This is a genomic window from Cedecea sp. Ae19-4, from assembly GCF_059801165.1.
The window spans coordinates 330,125-351,799 of the sequence record NZ_JBCHWG010000001.1 but is presented as its reverse complement, the minus strand read 5'-3'; the positions used below and the strand labels follow the sequence as shown (position 1 = coordinate 351,799).

Annotated in this window: 22 protein-coding genes; 17 read left to right on the top strand and 5 right to left on the bottom strand. The window is 53.9% G+C overall.

The features are described 5' to 3' along the window. The first annotated feature begins 8 nt into the window (after positions 1–8). The 10 genes from AAIE02_RS01610 (at position 9) to AAIE02_RS01565 (ending at position 11,467) form a co-directional block, all read left to right on the top strand. Entirely contained in the window at positions 9–458 is a 450-nt protein-coding gene (locus tag AAIE02_RS01610) for a DUF6931 family protein (RefSeq protein ID WP_498531865.1), read from the top strand. After that, on the top strand, positions 458–757 hold the full coding sequence (locus AAIE02_RS01605) for a PAAR domain-containing protein (RefSeq protein WP_166875959.1): 300 nt from the start codon (positions 458–460) through the stop codon (positions 755–757). Before AAIE02_RS01610 ends, AAIE02_RS01605 begins: the two co-directional genes overlap by 1 nt. Before the next feature lie 12 nt (positions 758–769). Further along, positions 770–1,828, top strand: coding sequence for a type VI secretion system protein TssA (gene tssA / locus AAIE02_RS01600; RefSeq protein WP_498531864.1), 1,059 nt, complete (start codon positions 770–772; stop codon positions 1,826–1,828). Continuing rightward, entirely contained in the window at positions 1,828–2,439 is a 612-nt protein-coding gene (gene tssJ / locus AAIE02_RS01595) for a type VI secretion system lipoprotein TssJ (RefSeq protein ID WP_336818536.1), read from the top strand. Before tssA ends, tssJ begins: the two co-directional genes overlap by 1 nt. A gap of 1 nt (position 2,440) precedes the next feature. Continuing rightward, on the top strand, positions 2,441–3,793 hold the full coding sequence (gene tssK, locus AAIE02_RS01590) for a type VI secretion system baseplate subunit TssK (protein ID WP_034808123.1): 1,353 nt from the start codon (positions 2,441–2,443) through the stop codon (positions 3,791–3,793). Further along, entirely contained in the window at positions 3,793–4,404 is a 612-nt protein-coding gene (locus tag AAIE02_RS01585; protein WP_166994490.1) for a DotU/TssL family secretion system protein, read from the top strand. The genes tssK and AAIE02_RS01585 overlap by 1 nt, the downstream gene beginning before the upstream one ends. Before the next feature lie 5 nt (positions 4,405–4,409). Beyond that, entirely contained in the window at positions 4,410–6,185 is a 1,776-nt protein-coding gene (locus AAIE02_RS01580; RefSeq protein ID WP_498531863.1) for a type VI secretion system protein, read from the top strand. 132 nt (positions 6,186–6,317) lie between these two features. Beyond that, entirely contained in the window at positions 6,318–7,820 is a 1,503-nt protein-coding gene (locus AAIE02_RS01575) for a hypothetical protein (RefSeq protein ID WP_498531862.1), read from the top strand. Positions 7,821–7,838: 18 nt separating this feature from the next. After that, positions 7,839–10,364 carry a type VI secretion system ATPase TssH gene (gene tssH / locus AAIE02_RS01570; RefSeq protein WP_498531861.1) on the top strand — a complete coding sequence of 842 codons (2,526 nt, stop codon included), beginning with the start codon at positions 7,839–7,841 and terminating at the stop codon, positions 10,362–10,364. Continuing rightward, positions 10,361–11,467, top strand: a complete 1,107-nt coding sequence (locus tag AAIE02_RS01565; protein WP_498531860.1) for a VasL domain-containing protein — start codon at positions 10,361–10,363, stop codon at positions 11,465–11,467. Before tssH ends, AAIE02_RS01565 begins: the two co-directional genes overlap by 4 nt. Before the next feature lie 402 nt (positions 11,468–11,869). Here AAIE02_RS01565 and AAIE02_RS01560 read toward each other — a convergent pair whose 3' ends face one another. Beyond that, positions 11,870–12,211: a DUF1294 domain-containing protein gene (locus AAIE02_RS01560; protein ID WP_336982179.1), complete on the bottom strand. Its 342-nt coding sequence runs from the start codon at positions 12,209–12,211 to the stop codon at positions 11,870–11,872. 319 nt (positions 12,212–12,530) lie between these two features. On the opposite strand from AAIE02_RS01560, the gene AAIE02_RS01555 reads away from it, so the two are divergent. Continuing rightward, entirely contained in the window at positions 12,531–12,815 is a 285-nt protein-coding gene (locus AAIE02_RS01555; protein ID WP_008455937.1) for a hypothetical protein, read from the top strand. Positions 12,816–12,846: 31 nt separating this feature from the next. Here AAIE02_RS01555 and AAIE02_RS01550 read toward each other — a convergent pair whose 3' ends face one another. Further along, positions 12,847–14,133 (bottom strand): DUF445 domain-containing protein, encoded by a 1,287-nt coding sequence (locus AAIE02_RS01550; protein ID WP_336818531.1) that lies wholly within the window; start codon positions 14,131–14,133, stop codon positions 12,847–12,849. Further along, complete coding sequence (locus AAIE02_RS01545; RefSeq protein WP_336708354.1) at positions 14,133–15,041, bottom strand: LysR substrate-binding domain-containing protein; 909 nt, start codon at positions 15,039–15,041, stop codon at positions 14,133–14,135. Before AAIE02_RS01545 ends, AAIE02_RS01550 begins: the two co-directional genes overlap by 1 nt. Positions 15,042–15,204: 163 nt before the next feature. On the opposite strand from AAIE02_RS01545, the gene AAIE02_RS01540 reads away from it, so the two are divergent. Beyond that, on the top strand, positions 15,205–15,978 hold the full coding sequence (locus AAIE02_RS01540) for an SDR family NAD(P)-dependent oxidoreductase (protein WP_498531859.1): 774 nt from the start codon (positions 15,205–15,207) through the stop codon (positions 15,976–15,978). Between the two features lie 188 nt (positions 15,979–16,166). Beyond that, positions 16,167–16,598 (top strand): universal stress protein UspG, encoded by a 432-nt coding sequence (gene uspG / locus AAIE02_RS01535; RefSeq protein WP_008455928.1) that lies wholly within the window; start codon positions 16,167–16,169, stop codon positions 16,596–16,598. Between the two features lie 44 nt (positions 16,599–16,642). Here the strand turns inward: uspG and AAIE02_RS01530 are convergent, their stop codons facing one another. Then, positions 16,643–18,028 carry an amidohydrolase family protein gene (locus AAIE02_RS01530; protein WP_498531858.1) on the bottom strand — a complete coding sequence of 462 codons (1,386 nt, stop codon included), beginning with the start codon at positions 18,026–18,028 and terminating at the stop codon, positions 16,643–16,645. 49 nt (positions 18,029–18,077) lie between these two features. Further along, positions 18,078–18,683 (bottom strand): ankyrin repeat domain-containing protein, encoded by a 606-nt coding sequence (locus AAIE02_RS01525; protein ID WP_166876623.1) that lies wholly within the window; start codon positions 18,681–18,683, stop codon positions 18,078–18,080. A 178-nt stretch (positions 18,684–18,861) separates the two neighbouring features. Here AAIE02_RS01525 and AAIE02_RS01520 point away from each other — a divergent pair, with 178 nt between their 5' ends. The 4 genes from AAIE02_RS01520 (at position 18,862) to AAIE02_RS01505 (ending at position 21,665) form a co-directional block, all read left to right on the top strand. Next, positions 18,862–19,791, top strand: a complete 930-nt coding sequence (locus tag AAIE02_RS01520) for a LysR substrate-binding domain-containing protein (RefSeq protein WP_008455922.1) — start codon at positions 18,862–18,864, stop codon at positions 19,789–19,791. An 89-nt stretch (positions 19,792–19,880) separates the two neighbouring features. Next, positions 19,881–20,462 carry a DUF2239 family protein gene (locus AAIE02_RS01515; protein WP_498531857.1) on the top strand — a complete coding sequence of 194 codons (582 nt, stop codon included), beginning with the start codon at positions 19,881–19,883 and terminating at the stop codon, positions 20,460–20,462. Continuing rightward, positions 20,459–20,800 carry a GIY-YIG nuclease family protein gene (locus AAIE02_RS01510; protein WP_498531856.1) on the top strand — a complete coding sequence of 114 codons (342 nt, stop codon included), beginning with the start codon at positions 20,459–20,461 and terminating at the stop codon, positions 20,798–20,800. Before AAIE02_RS01515 ends, AAIE02_RS01510 begins: the two co-directional genes overlap by 4 nt. Beyond that, a complete protein-coding gene (locus tag AAIE02_RS01505; RefSeq protein ID WP_498531855.1) occupies positions 20,784–21,665 on the top strand; it encodes an alpha/beta fold hydrolase in 882 nt (293 codons plus the stop codon). Before AAIE02_RS01510 ends, AAIE02_RS01505 begins: the two co-directional genes overlap by 17 nt. Positions 21,666–21,675: the final 10 nt, after the last annotated feature.

Here is a 21,675-nt window from a genome sequence, read left to right as displayed (position 1 = left end):
AACAAACCATGACACAGAACGAATTCAATCCAGACAAGCTGCTGGAGGAAGGTCGGTGGGAGGAGGCTCTAACATGCTGGGCACATTCCCTGCCCGCCAATCGACTCGGTTCGCAGCTCGTCGCATTGCTTCGCGAAGCCGTTCCGCCGAGCTTACATCCACTCCTTAGCGAGATGAATCAGCAGTTTAGCCAGTACGATAACGCGCGCAGGTGGCATATTTTTGAACAGGCTCAAAGCCAGGATCTTAACTCCCCCACAGGTGCCCTGGCACTTTCGCTGTTTTGGGCCAACGGTAGCATGAGCCCAGACGATCTGCCCCCGGTGTATCCCGAGCCGCAGCTTTCCTCCCGGATGCTTGAGTGCGCGCTCGTTATGCTGGCCGTCGAGCTGGGAGAAACTCCCGTTGAAGGCGCTCGTCACCTTATACAGCGATGCCTGACTAAGGAGGCTTCCTGATGGCTCAACCTGCAGCCCGCGTCTCTGACATGCATGTCTGCCCGATGGTCGCTCCGGGTCTCCCGCCTTTGCCTCATGTAGGCGGCCCCATTTTACCCCCCGGCGCTCCCACCGTGTTGATCGGTGGGTTACCCGCGGCGACGGTAGGTTCAATGGCAACCTGCGTAGGCCCGGTCGACTCCATTGTGATGGGCAGCACAAAGGTGCTGATCGGCAAAAAACCAGCAGCGCGTATGGGCGATAGCTGCGCCCACGGCGGCACCATCGTGGCCGGATGTCCCAAAGTATTAATTGGATAATTGAGGTTCTCTATGCAGTCAGATTTTTCAACTCTGCTGGCACCAATATCGCTCGACAACCCTATGGGAAAACACCTCGAGTATGAACCCGTCTTCGACCAAATCCGCGAGGCGCGAGAAAGCGATGAGGACGATCTTCCCCAAGGTGATTGGGCCGTAAGCGAGCCTCGCCAGGCGAACTGGCATCTTGTTCAATCCTTGAGTGAACAAGCGCTGGCGGAACAAAGTAAAGACCTGCAGCTTGCGTGCTGGTTTGTCGAAGCAACATGCCACCTGAAAGGGCTGGAAGGCCTGCTGGGCAGTATTGATTTTCTGAGTGAGTTCATGGCTCGCTTTTGGTATCAATGCTGGCCGTCGCTGGAAGAAGAAGGTCTCACCATCCGCCGTAGCAAGCTGATACGGTTGGATCGCGAGCTCAATCAAATTTTATTAACCCAGCCGATGCTGCGCCAGACCAACACCACCTTGGCAAAATGGCGGCAAATCCTCGCCTTTGAACACAAAATCAATAGCAACCCGGAGTCCCTTGATGCGCTGATAGAGCAAGAAGGGGACCTGACGATGGCGACCTTTGACAAACAGGCCGCGGCATTTTCCTCCATTGAAATCAGTCAGCAGGCCGCTCGGGTAGAACAAATCACCACCCTATTGAAATCGCTGGAAAGTCGCTATACCTCGCTGAGCCAGGATCAGGAGGGGGAATTATTTACCCTAACCCGCCAAACGCTGAGCGATCTTAGAGACTACCTTCAGCGCCTGACACAGCGTGCGATCCCACTTCCTGATGAAGCCCTCACGCTTACCCAAGTTCTTGAAGACTCTCCGCCGCAGTCAACAGAAGCGCCAGTGCGCCATTCACCACAGGCAATGAGCCGTGAGCTTGCCATCAGCCAAATGTTGGCGATCGCGGCCTATTTTCGCCAGTCAGAACCCTCCAGCCCGGTTCCCTTCCTGATGGAAAGAGCCGCACGCTGGGCAAACATGACGCTAACTGACTGGCTGCAGGAAATGATCGAAGACAGCGGCAGTATCAGGGAAATCAATAATGTACTGACAGGAAAAGTGGACTGATGCGCAGAGCAACCATGTTAATCGCGCTCCTCTCCGTCGTGTTACTAAGCGGCTGCGCTGCCGATGCCGACTCACAGGCATCTGAAAAACTGGCTATAGAGCAGGTTAAAGCACCTTTTTCATCCGGGGCCATCACGGTGCAACTTCAGGCGGATCCGGATCTCAATTCTCTGAATGGGATTGCAAACAGCTGCACCGTTTTGATTATTCAGGCAAACAAGGCTGAGACGCTAACACAGCTATTTTCAACGCCCCTGACGCTGAAAAACCTGTTCCGTGCCGCCGGCAGCCATAACGACATTCTCAAGATAGATCGCTACGCCGCCATGCCGGGGCAAAACGCCACTCTGCATATAGACCGCAGCGAGAATACGCGCTTTTTTGCCGTCGTGGCGGGGTATTACCCCTTTCCACAGAGTCAGCATATGGCCCTCGTACCCGTGCCCGTCACCAGCACAAAATCAGGCTGGTTGCGGCCTGGCTGGCAAGCACATCTGACCCCCGTCACGCTGAATATTCGGCTTGGCAGCGACAGTATTAGCCAGTTCTCCGGGGCAGAAAAAGCCCCCTTCACGCTCAATAACACCGCGCCAACGGACACAGGAGAATAACGTGTATCCAGAACTTCAACAGATCTACTGGTACTCCGGCGTGTACCTTCAGCCGCAGCATCTACAGTCGGTCGATTTACACCACAACTATATGTTGGCGCGGCATCGCCAGCTGTCGCAACCCTGGAACACCGGCCTTATTCACTGTGATTTCAATCCTGAAACACTGGTGGACTTCACCCTCAAGATAGACCGATTGCAGGCTATATTGCCGTCCGGTGATTATCTCGAATATCCCGGAAATTGCTTTTTACAGCCTCGCATGTTCCGTGAAGCCTGGAAGCAAATTGAAAAGCCCTTCACGCTTTGGCTAGCTTTACGCCGGTTCGATCCAGGCCATGCCAATGTTGGGGACTCCCCCAACAGTCGATGGCTAAAACCTCGCCAGGAAGATGTCATGAAAGACGTTTACTTCAACGGCCCGGAATGTAGCGTATCCCGAATTTTATATAATGTTCAGATCCTTAGTGACGATGAAAAAGCCTCCGTCGTCGACTGTGAATTTTTACCTTTATTAAGGCTTCGCTATGAAAATGACAGGGTAGTCATCGATCCAAACTTTGCGCCTCCCGTAATCACGCTGAATGGGTCGCCGGCGCTAAAAACGCTCCTGGACGGTTTGTATGCTGAACTGGCTAATCGCGCGCACCAGCTAGCGGAGTACAAACGTTCGGATCAGCTCAAAAATGCCAGCTCGGGGGACATGACCCAACTGCTGGTCATGCGTTCATTAAACCGCGCTCTTCCTCTGTTACAGCATTGCTGCCGCGTATCCTCCATGCATCCATGGCACATTTATGGGCAGCTGTTGCAGCTTATCGGTGAGCTCTCCAGCTTTAGCGAGCAGTGTTCTTTCAACGGTGAGTGGGAAGGTGAAACCCCTTTACTGCCGTACGACCATTTCAACCTCTGCGCCTGCTTCACCAGCGCCAGAAAATTCATTCTTGCCCTTCTGAATAACCTGACGTTAGAAGACAACACCTGGGTGTCGTTAGTCGCAGACGAGCAGCGTGTTTTTTACGGCGATTTGCAGGCATTACCGTGGGAAAAAACCGGCAATGTTCTCTTAATGCTGAGTTCAGAAACCGCGTCCAACCCGGACAGTTCAAACTTTAAAGTTGCCGCAAAATCGGCCATTCACACCTTGATTCAGCATGCCCTACCGGGCATTCCAGTTTCCCGGCTAACGCCAACCCCACGAGGCGTACCCAACCGTAAAGATGCTTTCTACTTCATGATACAAAAGCAAGATGACCTATGGAAAAGCATTGAAAATCAAAAAAATATTGTTTTTTACTGGGATGACGCACCCGACGATCTTGTGGTTCAGGTGATTTTTATGGGGGCGGAATAATGCAGCTCCTTGACAGCTATCTTCCGGTATTCAAGCAGGTATTACATATCACGGGGGGAAACGAGCTGACCGACTATGAGCAAAGCCGTCAGCTCTGCATCAAGCTGTTCGAAAAAGCAGAACAGGACGCTGCGTTACAGGATACCTGCGGGGATGAAAAAGAAGCGGCACGTATCGCCGTTATCGCCTGGCTGGATGAAGCCATTCTCAGTTCTGACATTCCCTGGCGGCATCACTGGAGAAGTGAGCTGCTGCAGCGGAAGTATTTAAATATCACAACGGCAGGAGAACTTTTTTTTACTCAGCTTGAGAAGCTTAACCCCGCGTATAGCCAGGCACGCAAAGTGTTTCTCTTTTGCCTGCAGCAAGGTTTTCAGGGCCAGTACAGCACGTCTGAAGACAAACAGCCTCTTCATATCGTGATCGAAGAACAGCGAAAACTTTGCTTGCCCGAAAAATGGCAAAAATGGCCGAATGAGGCGGAAATCATGCCGGAACGAATGCCAAAATCCACCTCCATCTCCCAGCGGCTGCGCCCGCTTCTTTTGGCCGCGCTGGGCGTATTCCTGCTTTATTCGATTCTCTTTTTCGCCCTTTACGATATGTCCTGAATACTATGCTTAAAAAATTAGCGTGTTTTACCGGCTGGCTGCTGGTTCTTTGTTTCTCGGTTTTATTTAGCTTTACCCTCGGCTTATGGCAAAACTGGAGTACAACCTCAATACTGGTCTTTTGCCTGTCAATGCTGCTCATTACCGTCTTGTTATGGTGCGCTGGGCATGGCCTTGTTCTGATAATAAAGGGCAAAAAAGGGCGACGCCTCTTTGAAAAATATCGTCTTTCCCGCCGTGAATTTGTGCTGAAAGCGCACTGGAAAACCGGGGCCAGCATTATCAAAGGGGCACGCCGTCAGCGAGAGACAGTCCCGCTATATTTGATATTGGGCGATCGCTGCGGAAAGAGCACGCTGTTGGCCAGCGCTGGTTTGCCAACATTTTATAATAGCGCCGATGATACCGAAATAAGACCAACCAGAACGCTGCGCTGGTGGTTCTTCCGCCAACTTTGCGTCCTGGACGTCTCCAGTAATTTTCTCTCCGGTTCACCAGCTATCGCCCAGGCATGGAAAAGGCTGGTGCAATGGTGCACAAGCATGCCAGCCCCCGCAGGCGTGATTATTGCGATTCCGGTAACTTCGCTGCTAAACCAGGATATTAGCGCATTACATTCACTTATCCGCCAGCAAAGAGCGCTTCTCGAGCCGCTGGTTCGTCGTTTTGGTGAACAACTGCCGCTGCATATTTTAATCACCCAATGCGATCGTTTTCCCGGCTTCAGCCTTTGGGCTCAGCAGCTCTCCTCTGAGCAACGCCTACAGCCGTTGGGCTACACATGGAGCCAACCCCCGCATATAGATGGGCAAGATGAGCAGATCCTGCAACCGCTGTTTTCAGCGTTAAGACAGGGTATGTCACACATCAGGCTCAGCATGGGGCGCTCTGACGGTCTCACGGCAACTGAATACGCCACGCTACTCGACTTCCCGGAAGCGTTCTCCCGGCTGGAGCCTTCACTTTGCTATACCGTGGCGTCTTTGTGCGAACCCAACGCGTATTTTCGACACACAACTCTCAGCAGCATATGGTTCTGTGCGACGGAACCTTTAGAGGAAAATCGCAGCCGCCGGACGGGGCTTTTTATTCATCATCTACTGGCCCACCATTTAAAAGATCTTGGCCTGCGTCGGGGCAATCAACACTGGTTCCAGCGCTCCCATGCCAGAAAAATATGCTCCGTTGCAATCGCATTTATCGCAGTTTGGATCACGGCCAGCGCGTGGCTAAGCTTTGACTATCTAAACGCCAAAGCCCCCCAACAGTCCCCCGATAGCCTGGCAGCATTTTTAGCCAAAGATGAAGCGCGACATTCTCTTTCCCCTCGCTATCTGCCGTTTTTGCCTTTACTTGAGCAGCGGCGAGAGAAAGCAGAAACACGTTTAGTGCAGTCGCCATCCAGTAAACGTCAACCAGAGGCTGCTCTGGATGCCTATCAATGGCTGGTATTACGTGCGGCCCCTGAAGAGCAGCGAGATCTTATCCTCTCCCTGGCCAATGCGGTAATTACCTGGCAGCAAATGCGGGCTGGCGCCACGCTTGATGAACTGCAAAAAAACGCATCGGTAAAAGAAGCCTTGCTGCAGCGTGATTACCCACAAACGCTCTCTCCGCTGACTGTTATGGCGATAGAACGCCACTTCATGCGCAGCCCGGACGGCGAAAAGTGGCTGCATACGGCCCAACGGCTGCTGGAGAGTTTAGTGAATCACGATCCTGCTCTGCAGTGGCTCGTTGCACCTGGCGCTATGCCATCCCCACTTCAGGCAGCGGCCTAGTGGCCGTCGCTCTCCGATTCGATAGCGCTCTCAAGTCTCTGGACACTCGAGGGCGAAAAAACCTATTTCGGGTGGATAAATACCCTGGAAAAAGCGGTCGCTCATCCCCTGCCTATTCTTACGCAGGAAAAAATGCGATGGCCGGCACGGCGACAGGATGCCTGGCAGCGATATCTGATTGAGGTGAGCGCCCATTTGTCTCCTACAACGCCCTCAAAGGTGTCGCATCCGCATCTCATCGCAATGGGGCAAAATAAAAGTGCGGCGATGCAATTTATGCACCGCACACTGAACGAACTTCATGGCATAACGGCTGCCCAGGCGCAGCCATGGCTGCAAACGCTTCGCCAGCTTCACCAACTGTCAGCCGATGCAAACACCAGTGCCATGGTACGCCGTACCAGGCAAATAGACAGGCAGGTTCGCCAGTCTTTTATCGCCTGGCTACAAGGCAGAAAAGATAACAACATCCCCGGCAGTTCCGCGCCCGCCGATCGGGCATGGCTTCACTGGCAGGACGTTCGAAACAAAGCCGTCAAAGAGGCCGTATCACAGGGGATCCCTGACGCACACCTGACCCGAGCCCTTTTTGCAAAAAATGATAACGGTGACGGTAATCCGCTAACCGATTTATTACCGGCTCTCACCGCGCTTCAGGAACACCTGACACCTCAGAATACCGACGCAGGAATCAACGCCGTATGGCTGTTTTATCAAAATGATGCCCGCCGCTTAGCGGCGAATGCCATCCATCAGAGCGCCTGCTGGCTTAATGAACAATGGAAACGATCTGTCATCTGGCCCCTGGGGAAAAATAACGAAACCCGTGACTACGAACAGCAGCAGGCGCTAAGCCAACAGCTGGTAGGCGATTTTTTGCGTGGCCCCGCCAGCCCTTTCCTCGCAAAAGCTAAAAACGGCCTGGGGGCAGTCAGTTTTACCGGCATACAGGCTCCTCTGACAGAGGAGTTTATTCATCTCGTCAGGCACAATTTTTCGGCAGAAAAGCTTCTGGAAGTTCAGGACCGGCAATCAACGCGAGACGGAGACCAAATGGCGGCGTTGGTGGCAAAAGTGGCCACCCTGGAAGGCGAACAAACCACGCTGTCGAAAAAAATCTGGAAGCTCAATGTCGCCAGTATGCCAGCCTCCGTGCCAGGTGGCGCACAGCTAGTGCCTACCGGTACGCAGCTAACGCTGAGCTGCCAGAAGGGTGAACAGAAATTTCTCAGCATGAACTTTGCCGACAAACATGACTTTAGCTGGCAGCCCGGCCAGTGTACCGACGTCACTGTCAGCGTCATTTTCCCTGGGTTCACCGTCCACCATCGCCTTTATGGCGAAGACGCCTGGCCGGCCTTCATTCGCCGCTTTAATTCCGGCGAAGCATTATTCCAAAGCGATGAATTTGGCGACGATGAAGACTTGCTCAAACAGACCGGAATCAAACACCTGCTGGTGCGTTTTGCCCTCTCCGACACGAACCAACTGGAAACGGCCTGGCAAAGCTGGGATGCCCTGGCGCAAAACATCGACAGTCTTAACACGCAAATTGCCGACCTTGCCTTTCGTTCAGAAACACAACTTAGCAACCCTATTTCAGCGCTGCCCGGCGATATCGCTCAGTGCAATTAATACCCGATGGAAAAAGTGATGAACCATTATTTAAAATCTATTATCAGCAGACTTAATACCGATACCCGAGCCGCGCTCGATACTGCCGTTAGTCATGCAGCCTCCCAGCAGCATACGGAGGTGACGCCAGAGCACCTGCTGCTGGCTATCATTCAGCAGCAAAGCACCTTATTTGAAACGCTAAGTTTGCAAACAGGTTTGCCCGTCAGCCAGTTATTCAGTGCGCTGCAACATGCGCTGACCCAGGCGAATAAAGCGCAGGTGCCCACGCCGGTATTTTCCACCGAGCTGGTAGAGTGGTTAACGAATGGGTGGATGCTGGCCAGCGCACGGTGGGGAAGCGGCTCACTAACGCCTGAAGCGCTAATTGCCAGCGCTTTCAGCGATATAGTTAAACCGCTTTTCACTAAACAGGTTCAGGATGCCCTGCACTGCGAATCGGACAAAGTTAATGAACTTCTTCGTGCTTCTTCGCCAGCCAGTTCCCAGCCAAATAATGACCACCTTGTCACGCAGTCTTCACTGAAAAAATATACCCGCAATCTGAGCGAATTGGCCCAAAAAGGTGCCCTGGATCCCGTGCTCGGACGTGAATCTGAAATAAGGCAAATGGTCGATATCCTGCTGCGACGCCGGCAAAACAACCCGATTTTGACGGGCGAACCGGGCGTGGGTAAAACGGCTATCGCCGAAGGGCTGGCGCTACGGATTGCCGAGGGCACGGTGCCGCCTGAACTGAGAGCGATGGAAGTTCTGACCCTGGATCTTGGGTTGCTGCAGGCCGGAGCCAGCGTAAAAGGAGAATTTGAAAACCGTCTTCAGGCATTGCTAAAAGAAATCACGCGTGCCCCCAAACCCATTATTTTGTTTATTGATGAAGCCCATATGCTGATTGGCGCCGGTGGCCAGGCGGGTCAGAACGACGCGGCCAATCTCCTGAAACCCGCCCTGGCTCGCGGCGAACTGCGCGTGATTGCCGCCACTACCTGGGCTGAATATAAAAAGTACTTCGAAAAAGATGCCGCATTGACCCGCCGCTTCCAGGTTGTCAAAGTCGCAGAACCTGATATCGAAAATGCGACAACCATGCTCAGAGCAATGTCTCCGGCAATGGAGCAACACCACGGTGTGCCCGTATTAGAAAGCGCGATCCATGCGGCGGTTACTCTTTCCAATCGCTATATCGCCGGGCGGCAAATGCCGGACAAGTGCGTCAGTCTGTTGGATACGGCCTGTGCCCGAGTCGCCGTGTCTCAAACCCACGAACCCAAAGAAATTGAAGCGATTAACGTCCAGCTACGGGCGATTAGCAGTGAATGTGAAGCCCTGAGACGAGAAGACACAGCGCCAAAGCGCCTTGAAATATTGACGCGGCAAACCACAGAGTTAACGCAAAAGCTTGAAGCCCTTACCAAGGAATGGAGGGAACAAAATGACCTGGTTCAGCAATTGCTGAACAGCAAAGATGCCGCATTTATTTCCCACGGCCGGGAGAGACTGTCGGCCCGACATCAGCAACATGCCATGGTATTTGAATGTGTCGATGCGACCTGCATTGCAGATGTAGTGGCCGACTGGACGGGCATTCCACTAGGGCGAATGCTGGAGAAAGAGCATCAGCAAATCGATGCTTTATTTGAGCGACTGGCCGGAAGAGTGATTGGTCAGGATCACGCTCTCAAACAGATCGCGCAGCAGGTACGAATCAGCCGGGCAGGTATGGGGGACCCGCTCAAGCCAATGGGGGTCTACATGCTGGCAGGTCCATCCGGCACGGGAAAAACGGAAACCTCGCTTGCGCTGGCCGAATTGCTGTTTGGCGGTGAGGAAAGCATGGTGATCATCAATATGTCCGAATACCAGGAAGCGCATTCAGTTTCCGGCCTGAAAGGCTCCCCTCCTGGCTATGTCGGCTACGGCCAGGGTGGCGTACTTACTGAAGCTGTTCGTCGCAATCCCTACTCTGTCGTCTTGCTTGATGAAGTAGAAAAAGCCCACCCGGACGTTATGGAGCTATTTTATCAAATCTTTGATAAGGGCCAGATCGAGGACGCAGAAGGCCAGCAGATCAACTTCCGCAATACGCTGATTATTATGACGTCCAATCTCGCCAGCGAAACGTTGATGGCAACCTATGATTCAGGGGAAATCAGCCCGGAGGCGCTGTGTAATGCCATTCGCCCGGAATTTGAACGCGTATTTAGCCCGGCACTCATGGGGCGCATGACGCTGACGCCCTATCTGCCGCTCTCTTCTGACGCGATGAATGAAATCATTGGTCTTAAATTGCAGCGTTTGTGCCAGCGATACCAGAAAGCAGCAGATGCCTCCGCGCAGCCGGGTTACAGCAAACGAGCCGTCAGTTGGATTGCCGAGCGCTGCCGGGTGGCTCAAAGTGGTGCCCGCGATATTGATCAGGTTTTGAATCAGCATCTGCTCCCGCTGATGGCCGACAGCGCATTGCATGGCGCGCCGGGAATCCCCTTAAGAATCGACGTCAGTAAAAAAGTCCTCACCCTGCGCGCAGAGAAGGTCACAACATGAGCGAGCCCATCCATTCTGAGCATACCCGCACGTTGAAAATTAACAGCCACGATCCGCGTGGCCATCATACTTTTCTCCAGTTCAGCAACGACATGCACCGCTGGAAGATTTATTCAGACGACGGTAACTGGTGGAGAGAACGGGAAAAGGACTGCAATCAGCTATTCCAAAAATTTGGCTACGACCTTCAAATTGGGATGTGGTACTGCCTGATTGCCTGTCAGCGAAATGGCTGGAAAGGTGTTGCCAGTGCAACCCAGGTCTTTACCAGTGGATTTGCCAAACAGCATCCTCCCTGTTGGCCTCCCCTGTCAGCGCTCGATCTGCGTCGCCAAATGATCGATAGCTACTGCCGGTACCTAACGCCGTTAATTTATTGCCTTCCGCTACAGACGGACAACATCCCGGCGATGGAACAGTTGCTAATGTCATCGGGGATGTTAGAAGCCCAGGCCGTTGAGCTGCAATCTTCCCAGGGAGATGTTTTTCGGCAGCTCTCACTGTGGCTGGAGATGAACATCAAAATGCTCCAGCAACAAACCCAGCAGAGCAAACCCGCCGTACCGGCAGCGCCAAAGCTGGAGCCCACGATAACACACCTGCAGCTCCCCGAATCCCGGCCATTAACCTGGCCCAATAAGCTTTGCTGGAGTCTAGCTGGCGCAGCCTTTGCACTTTCCATTTTGTCCCTCTACCAAAGTGCCGATAATCCAGACGTACTGCGAGTGACCAACAGCATCTGGCAAGATAATCCGTTGGTCACTCAATGGAAAAACAAGCAGGAAATTGCCAGCAAATCTGCGCCGGCTAATACAACCTATGAAGAGTTGATTTCACAGCTTACAGCCATTGAAAAACGACTTTTAGAGGCGGAACAAAAACGAACCTCCTATATGACTATTTCCGAGTTAAAAACGGCAATATATCAATTACGTGAAACAGTTCACCGGCAGAGCACCATGGTAGAGAATCAGCTCAATCAGATCCAACGTTTAAAAGATAACGACAGGCAGATACCACCGGCGCAACTGTATGCGCTATCAGCCAAAATAGAAGGATTGAAAAGTAAATTCTTGCTATTGAAAATGGAAGATGGAATTTAATTAATAAATAACACTCAAAAAAACCCTTAATTTAAATAGCGTTAAGGGTTTCTCAGTGTTCAGATTATGAATATTTATCAACGCACATTCATTCAATACGCTCCCTGCAGCAAGAAAGATAAAAATACCATGTATTATCCACATGGCATTTAGCTTTCTTAATTTATCCTGCTTTATGCTTCAACCGAAAAACATTCACCGGCAACATTAAAAGTATACACATTCGGGTGTAACGTAGATAATATTGTTTTGATTCTGCTTTCCGCGAACAATACAGGTATTTGCCACGTCATCCGCTTTTTCGGCATTCGGCCAGATGTAATGCTTCCCCCGACTGCTAAACTGCCCTGACATCACCTCATCCCCGGCGTTTATCGCTTTCATGAACATACAAAATTAATATTACCTGGGTAAATAAAACTCATATGCCACGACAATAACGGCAATTAAATTTATTATCACAGTAATAAAAAACCAGCGTCTGAACGGCTGTTTCTGAGTTTTATGGCGAAAACTTTGCTGAGCCAGAATCGCCCCGGGCCAACCGCCCGTCAGCCCAAAGAGAAGCAATGTTGCCTCCGGCACGCGCCGCCAGCCTTTTACCGCAGCCAGTTTGTCAGCGCCGTAAACCAGCAGCGTGAGCACATTCACCAGTACAAACCACATGCCCAAAGAGTGAGGCATAAAAGCGCTACCCAGCGCGGCGAGCATCAGAAGACAATAGCAGAAAGGGTTAAGGGTCATCAGTTACCGCAGTAATATCCCATTGAAAATAAGACGAAATGATACCTAAAAATTGTTCATGGGTCCTGCCGGGTTGTTGGGCGGTTCAGTCACTTAATAAATCACGGCCATTATCATTAGCGAATTAATTATTTCACAAGAAACATATTCACTGTCTATCTTATTGAATAGTTTGAGATCGTCGGTAAGCAATTGTGGCAAATGACACGCTCTTTTACTTTTCCTCGCCAGCGCATATTTCTCGCCGCAGTAGACTTATCGGTACCGCCATCTCCTCCGGAGCTGGCACCCAAAACGCTAATGTCAGCAGGTGAATAACATGCATAAAGCCATCAAAATGCTGCTTGCCAGCTCGATTTGCTTGCCTTTATTCGCCGCAGCGGCCGACCCTGTCATTCCCTGGGCCGACAACAGCGGTGGAACAGAAAGCCAGCACATCGCCGCCATGGGGCAAAACCTTAACGGCCAGCATCAGGCCATCAGCAAAACGCAGGAAGGTGTCTGGGCGGATAACAGCGGTTCGATAGGCGCTGACGAACAGGCTCTAAGCAGCAGTAAACCCGCTTTTGCCGGTGACCCAAAACTGATGCCTCATCAGGGCTAACCACGCTGCACAGGGCTTTGCGCCCTGTGCCTTAAAACCGCAGCCCCCAGCCCTCAATCACGCCCGGCAATTGTGAAAGTAAATAGAGCACCAGTCCGACCGAGCCCCCCACCAGCGTGCCGTTAATGCGAATAAACTGCAGATCTTTGCCGATGTTGAGTTCAATCTGCCGCGACATGTCTTTTGCGTCCCAGCTTTTCACCGTGTCGGTAATGTGCCGGGTGAGAAAAGCTGAGAAGTCCGGCGCGATATGCCGGGCAGCCTGCTCAAGGTGCTCATTCAGCGAGGCCCGCAGCGAAGCATCGGCCGTTAGCGTTTCCCCGAGCCATTGCCCCGCTTCGGCAATGCGCTTTTGCACCCGCGAATCATCGCGGGCGATATCTGTTTTCAGCCAGCCCCGCAGGTCATTCCAAAGCTCGCCGAGGTAGAGATTAAACTTCTCATCCTCCTTCAGGTAACTTTTGATCGTTTCCGCTTTAGCCGCCATTTCCGGGTCATTTTTCAGGCTGTCGATAAGCCGCTGCACGGCGCGATCGAATGCCCGGCGAAGCTGATGCGTTTTGTCCTGGCTCACGTCATCCAGCAGAGAGTTAACGGCGTCGGACACCAGCTCTGCGCTTTGCTCGCCCAGCCATTCGGTGGGCAGCACTCTGGCCTTAACCGGGTGCTCAGTTTCCAGCCAGTGGACGATCTGGCGGGCAATAAATTCCCGGCTGGCCGGTTTCTCGAGCAGCGCCAGCAGTTGAGCTATGACCGAATCGAGCAAGGCCTGATGACGGTTGTTTTTGGTCAGGCTTTCCAGCAGCAGCGCGCTGGAATAACTGAGGTCGACTTTATCAATAGCTTTGTGCACCGCCCGGCGAATCAGCCCCTGAATCCGCGTGTCATCGGTCAGCGACAGCCAAGCCTCCATCACCTTGAGCATATGCCGCCCTACCTGCTGAGCATTTTCGGGCTGCCGGAACCAGCTCCCCATCATCTGCGCCGGCTCATGGCGACGAATCAGGTCAATCAGCGACTGGGTATCCAGAAACTTTTCCTGCACGAACTTGCCGAGATTCTCGCCGATACGGTCTTTATTACGCGGAATAATGGCGGTATGCCGGGCGATAAACGGAATCGGTACGCGGCGAAACAACGCCACCACCGCAAACCAGTCGGCCAGGGCGCCGACCATCGCCGCTTCAGAAATTGCTTTCAGGCCGCTCACCCAGAAATTAGGCGGCAAGAACAAAGTGGCGACAAACGTCGCGGCGGCAATCAGCAAAAGTGAGAGCGCCAGGCGTTTGGCGCGCTTTAATTCGATGAGTTTTTCCATTACTTAAGCGTAGCGCCCGTCTCTGCCACCAGCCAGTCATGGAACAGCGTCACCTCCGGGCGTCGACTGGAGCGCTCTGAACGCACGATGAAATAGGACCAGGTCAGCGGCCATTTGTGCTGCGGGAAAAGCTGGCGCAGCTGCCCAAGTTCGATCAGCTGCTGGACCAGCGCTTTGCGCACCACCGCCACACCACGCCCGCTTAGAGCAGCCAGGATAACGGCCGACGTAGAGTTAATGTGCAGGCCGTTTTGCTCACACAACGCCACGCCAATGTCCTGAGAAATCGTTTCCCACTCCGGGAAATTCGCCCCGGGATGCGGTGTATCATCATAAATAAGCTTCTGTTTTGACAGCCAGTCAGCTTCGGTGACGCCAGTCAGCAAATGCGGACTGCAGACAATCACCGCCTCTTCGTCCATTAACCACGTTGACTGTAAACCGGGCCAGTTGCCGGGACCGCAGCGTATGCCGACATCGGCCTCGCCGTGCAGCACATCGGTCAGTTTTTCCGTGACGTTAAGGCGCAGGTCGATGCTGTCATGCTCCTCGGAAAAGCGGTTGAGGCGCTCCATCAGCCAGTTCATCATCAGTACCTGAGAAGCGGTAATCACCACCACCGCGCGGGCTCTGGCACCTCGCAGCTTATTCAATCCCTGCTCCAGGCTGTCCAGCCCAACGGTAATGTCCTGCAGCGCCTCCCTTGCTTCCTCCACCAGCGTAAGTCTTTCTTTGCCGCTGCGCGTGCGGTGCAGCAGCGGATGGCCGACCCACTCCTCCAGGGAACGAACAAGCTGGCCCACAGCGGCGGGCGTTACGCCCAGCTCTTCCGCCGCGCCGGTAAAACTGCCGTGGCGCGCCGTGGCTTCAAAGGCGTGCAGCCATTTCAGGCGATTCAGCGATCTCATATTTTCTCTTCGACAAGGACGACATACCGACAAGATAGTTTTTCTTTCTCGATATGCAAGTTCTTATGCTTCGCCAGGCCGAAATAGGTTTGGCATTCTGTCGCCATTCCGAAGCGCCAGGCAGGCTGCTTCACCTTATTAAGCAAAGAGAAACGAGGTCATCATGTCTACATCATTCGCAGGTAAGAAACTTTTAGTTGTTGGCGGCACCAGCGGTATGGGTCTGGAAAGCGCCCGTCAGGTGCTGGAAAACGGCGGGAAAGTTGTGCTGGTCGGGAATCGCGCGGAGAAAGCCGAACAGGCACGCCAGGCGCTGTCTGCCCTCGGGGAAGTGTCCGTCATCGTCGCAGACCTGATGAGCAGCGAAGGGATGCATAAAGTGATGGACGTGATTAACGCCGAGCACAGCGACATTAGCCTGCTGGTGAACGCCGCCGGGGTCTTCTTCCCGAAAGCCTTTACCGAACACGAAGAGGCGGATTACGACATGTACATGAACATCAACCGTGCGACCTTCTTCATTACCCGCGAAGTGGTGAAAAACATGGTTGCCGCCGGGATCAAAGGTTCTATCGTCAACATCGGTTCCATGTGGGCTCAGCAGGCCATCGGCGCAACACCATCTTCCGCCTACTCCATGGCGAAAGCCGGTCTGCATGCACTGACGAAGAATCTTGCCATTGAACTGGGTTCGCACGGTATTCGCGTCAACGCGGTTTCTCCGGCCGTGGTGCATACGCCAATTTATGAAGGCTTCATTCCTAAAGAGGATGTGGCGGGCGTGATGGGCAGCTTTGATAGCTTCCACCCGATTGGCCGCGTAGGTACGCCACGCGACGTTGCCGAAGTAGTGAGCTTCCTGCTGTCCGACAATACCACCTGGGTGACAGGCGCCCTGTGGGACGTTGACGGCGGCGTGATGGCGGGTCGTAACTAGGCGCGATCGCCCCTCACCTCAGCCCTCTCTCCAAAGGGATGAGGGAGAAAATAAAAGCCTGGGAAACATTGGTTATCCCCTCTCCCTTCCAGGGCGAGGGGATAAATGCCTTATTTCCCCGCCAGATCACGGCGAAACCGCATCGTTAGTGCCAGAATGGTTGAAACGTTACCAAAAGGAGCTGAACGATGTATAAAACCATCTTAATGCCGGTGGATGTTTTTGAAATGGAGCTCACGGATAAAGCTATTCGCCATGCCGAATATCTGGCGAAAGAGTCTGAGGGCACAATCCACCTTCTGTACGTTCTGCCTAAATCCCCGCTGTTTAATACCCACGGTTTTTCCTCTGACATCCGTAAATTCGACGAATACCTGAAGAAAAACGCCGAAGAAAAGATGGAAGAATTGCGCGGGCACTTCTCACTGCCTAAAGAACGCGTCGTGCTGGAGATTCGCTACGGCTCGGTGAGGGACGAAGTGAACGAAGTCGCACAGGACATTCATGCGGATGTGATCATTGTAGGTTCGAAGAACCCGTCTATTTCCACCCACCTGCTCGGCTCCAACGCTTCCAGCATTATTCGCCATGCCCGCTTCCCGGTCTTTGTGGTTCGGTAAAGTGTCAATAAATAGCCTGCTTTTGCAGGCTATTCTACCTCGGATTAAATCACGCTTCCCCAGACTAAATTGCCCTGATGGAAGGTCGCGGTACGCGGCGAAATACGCGCCACCGCTTCCGCTGAGCATGATGTATCCACTAGCACAAAACTCGCCTCATCCTGCGCCTTCGGCCACACCTGTTTACCTTTATCATCCAGCGGCAAAACATTGCCGGTGGCAATGGCCAGCGAACGCGACAGGCTAAACTCGCTCGGGCGAACGTAGAGCTGCGCATACAGGTTGGCTTTTTCCAGCATGTCGCCCAGCCCGTACGGCGACCAGTGATCGATCACGCTGTCGGTGCCGGTCATCACCAGCACGCCTTTTTGCTGGAGCTGCTTCAGCGGCATATGCAAAGTCCCGATGGGCACCGTAGAAGCGAGACTGATCTGCTGGGCAGCCATGCGCGTGGCAATATCATCCACCTGCTGCGGCGTAAGGGTCGCCAGTGCAAAACCGTGGCTGATGGTCAGTTTTCCCTTAAGCTGCGGGGTTTTCTCAACCGTTTCCACCATGTAATTCACCGCCGCCACGCCCGCCGGGCTGGTTTCATGCAGGTGAATATCCACGCCTTTGTCGTAATCAAGCGCTATCTGGAACATGGTATCAAGGGATTTCTCCATCGCGCCATCCACGTTGGTTGGATCCAGCCCCCCTACGTAGTGGGCCCCGGCCTGCATCGCTTCGCGCATCAGCGGTTCAGATTTTGAAAGCAGCAAGCCATGCTGCGGAAACGCCACGATTTCACAGTTCAGACCTGACTTTCTCTCCGCCAGCACCGCCTGCAGGTTTTCAAGGTTTTTCAGCCCGGAAACCGGCTCAATGTTGCAGTGGCTACGGGCAATCGTCGACCCTTTGGACTGGATAAGATCGATAAGCTTGCCGGCGCGCTCGCGGGTGTAGGGCTGCAGCTCCGGCAGAATTTTACGCTCCCATGCAATCATATCCATGATGGTGGTACCTTCCGGGCGGTTATGTACCTGCCACGGGCCGCCATAAAACGTCTTGTCCAGATGGATGTGCATATCGCGCATCGCCGGCAGCAACAGCTTACTCCCGGCGTCATAGCTGCGCAGCGTGCCGTCAGGGTGCGATTTATTGGCACGAACTGCCGCAATTTTGCCGTCTTTGATTTCTAACGTGTGCAGTTCGGTGCGGGTACTGACGGCGGTTTCGCCTTCATAATTAAACCCGGTTTCCAGCAGCACATTGTCGAGGTAATAGTGTTTTTCGCTGATAGCATTCATTTGGTGGCTGCTCTCACAGGCGGTTGCAGGTGTTTTCGCGGCCCAGGCTGCGGTGCCGCTAGCCCCAAACAGCGCGCAGGCTGCGGCGACCTTGCCGCCTCCGCTAATAAAGTCGCGACGGCTTTTCTCAATCTCAGTCATTATTATTTTTCTACCCAGAGTGTGATGGTGGTTGTCAGGCATACAGCGGCTAAGCGCCCGCTTCTCTCAGCAATTGAGCGATTTCGCGGTAGCCTTTTTCTTCGGCCAGTTCCCGCGGCGTTTTACCGTATTTATCCGTCATGTGCGGGTTGGCGCCGTGTTCCAGCAGCAGCGAGATAATCTCCTGCTGCTTTTTGCCGCCGTCGTTCAGCACGATGGCCTCAAGCAGCGGCGTCCAGCCGAGGAAGTTGGTGTGGTTGACGTTAATCTCGGTATGCACCAGCAGCTCGCGCACAATCTCGACGTGGCCTTTCTCGCTGGCAGGCGTAATACCCACCCCGCCAAAACGCGTTAAGCGAGTCAGGTCAGGCTTCGCGGGTAGCAACAGGCGCAACAGCTTGAGATCGTTATTCAGGCAGCTAATCAGGAAGGGATTAAAACAGGTTTCATCCTGCTGATTAATGTCCACACCCGCCTCAATAAGCAGCGCCACGCAGTCATATTTTTGGTTCAGGCTGGCGATGGTGATGGCCGTTCTGCCCTGCCGGTTGGTGACGTTAATATCCACGCCCTGCGCCACGCATGCTTTCAGCGTTGACGCGTCCCCGTTCAAAGCCGCCGTCAAAAACCCGGTTATCAGCTCGTTGTCAGACATCATGTTCTCCTGTCGTTCGCGGTTATAGCCGAAATTCGAGAATAACAACGCCCTGGCGGGAAAAACATCCGCTTAAAAAAGATTCATCGCTGATGCCGCTATTGTTGAATGTGTTTTAATAATCTTTTTCAGAATGTGTCAAACTCCCCGCATCACGCGTCATCGAAGGGAGCCCGGAATGCACTCCATCTTTACCGAAGAGAACCTGCAGGCTTTCACCTGCGCCGCCCGCTACGGCAGCTTCAGCCGGGCTGCCGAAGAGCTGGGCGTGACCACCTCCGCCATCAGTTACACCATAAAACGCATGGAAACGTGGCTCGATGCGCCGCTGTTTATCCGCAACACCCGCAGCATTGAGCTGACCGAATCCGGGATCTATCTCTACCGCAAGGCCAGCGACTTGTTGAATGATTTTCAAGGGATCCGGCGGGGCATTGAGACCATTTCGCAGGGCATTGAAGCGAAAGTCAGGATCTGCATTAACCATCTGCTGTACACGCCTCAGCACACGGCCAGACTGCTGAATATTTTGAAAAAGCAGTTTCCCGGCTGCCAGATTGCCGTCACCACCGAGGTGTACAACGGCGTCTGGGATGCGGTGCTCAACAATCAGGTGAATATTGCCATCGGCGCGCCGGATGCGCTGCTGGGCGGGGGCGGCATTGACTACACGGAGATTGGCGTTATCCGCTGGGCGTTCGCTATCGCACCAGATCACCCTCTCGCCGCGGCACAGGAACCGATCCCCGAAAGCCAGCTCAGGCTGTATCCGAATATCATGGTGGAAGACACCGCCTCCACCATTAATAAAAAAGTGGGCTGGCTGCTGCACGGCCAGGAAACCCTGGTGGTACCGGACTTCCCGACCAAATGCCAGTGCCAGATTTTAGGCGACGGCATCGGTTTTTTGCCGGATTACATGGCGCGTCGCGAGGTAGAAAACGGCCTGCTGGTGACCCGCCAGGTCCATAACCCACGCCAGCATTCCCGCATGTTGCTTGCCACACAGCACGCGGCGACGGGTCAGGTTACTCGCTGGATCAAACAGCAATTTCGCCCCGGCGGCGTGCTCGCAGAGCTGTATCAGGACTTGATGCACCAGGCCTGACCTCCCCCACCTATTTTACCCGGGTATAATTGACAAGGTCGGGCTCCCCCGATAGGCTACTATTTTTACCCGGATAAAATAGGTCACCCATGTCTTCTGTCACCCTTACCGCCTTTATGCAGCGGCAGTTGATTGCCCACGGCAGCCTGAACGAACTGTTGCGGCAGCTAAAGGCCACGCCAATCGGTAACGAGCCGGTGTTTATCTTCCATGACCAGACCGGCAAACGGCTCGATATCCACGTCCACGGGGACGAAGCCAGCGTCATTGCGGCTTACCCCGAGTTGGCCGAACAGCTAACCGAAGAGACCGCTGCGGTTAAAACTCGCGGCAGGCCTAAGCTTGGCGTATCGGCGAAGGAGGTCACCCTGCTGCCCCGCCACTGGGAGTGGCTGGCCACGCAGCCGGGCGGCGCTTCTGCAACCTTACGTCGACTGATCGAACAGGCCAGAAAAGCCAGCGAACCGGCGGACAACAAGCGCCGCAGGCACGAAAGCGCCTACCAGTTTATGCACGAGGTGGCGGGCGATCTGCCGGAGTATGAAACTTGCCTGCGCGCGCTGTTTGCCGATGACGAAACGGCCTTCAACGCCGCGATGGAAGACTGGCCGCAGGATATTCGCCGCTATGCGGCAACGTTAGCTTTTGGCAAGCAGGAGTCCAAAAAATGACTGAGACACCAAACAAAAAAGATCTGAAGCAGAGCTATAAAGACAGCCCGACCACGGCGGGCATCTATTTGATAGCCAATACGCAAACCGGCCATAAGCTGCTCGCCAGCGCCGCAAACGCTCAGGGCGTGTTAAACCGCCATCTGTTTGAACTGAAGTTCGGGCAGCACCGCAATAAGGCGCTGCAGCTGGCCTGGAACCAGTATGGTGAGTCCGCTTTCGAGTTCACCGTGCTTGAAAAGGTCAAGCCGGATGAGCAAAACGTTAAAGCCGCGCTGGAAAATCTGCTGGAAGCCTGGCAGAAAAAACTGAGGATCGCCCATGAACACAGCGACTAACCTGCCGGTCTCCCTCTACTTCGACAGTTTCGGTGATAAAAAGCACCCGGCAATAGTCCTGCTGCCGGGGCTGGGAAGCCAGAGCATCAGCTGGTCGCAGCGTTTTTGCCAGCGGCTGGCCGACGCTGGTTTCTATGTTTTACGGGCCGATAATCGTGACTGCGGGCTGTCCCCCTCCTTGAACCACGCGGGCGTGCCCGACCTGCAGGCGCTCTCCCAGGGCCAAAGGATCCCCATCGCCTATACGCTCCGGGACATGGCGGCGGACGTTGCCCTCACGCTGAACAACGCCGGTATTCAGGCGGCGCACATTGTTGGGCGCTCTATGGGCGGCATGATTGCCCAGCTGTTTGCCGCGCAATATCCGCAAAAAACGCTGTCTCTGTGCGCTATCATGTCCAGCACAGGCAATCCTCAGCTCCCGCCTCCGGCCCCGGATGTGATGGCAATGCTAATGGGGCCGAAGCCCGATCCGCATTCGCACCAAAGCGCCTGGCTTGAGCAGCAGCTCGCGTTCTTCAGGCGCATTGCCTCAACGCACCTCCCGTTTGACGAGGAGTACTACACGGCGCTGCTAAAAACCTCGCTGGCGCGCGCCAGTTCTGTGCCCGGCATGCTGCGTCAGATTGCAGCGATGGCGGCCACAGGCGATCTTCGTCAGGAGATAAAACAGATCGTAGCCCCCACGCTGGTGCTTCACGGCACTCACGATCCCCTCTTCCCCGTAGAAGCCGGGCAGGACATTGCCGAGACGATCCCCGCCGCAAAATTGCAGCTCATTGCAGGCATGGGGCATGAAATTCCTCCTGCGCTGGAAGAAGACGTGGCCTCTCTGCTTCTCGCTCATTTTGCCGCTGGAAAATAACAGGAATAAT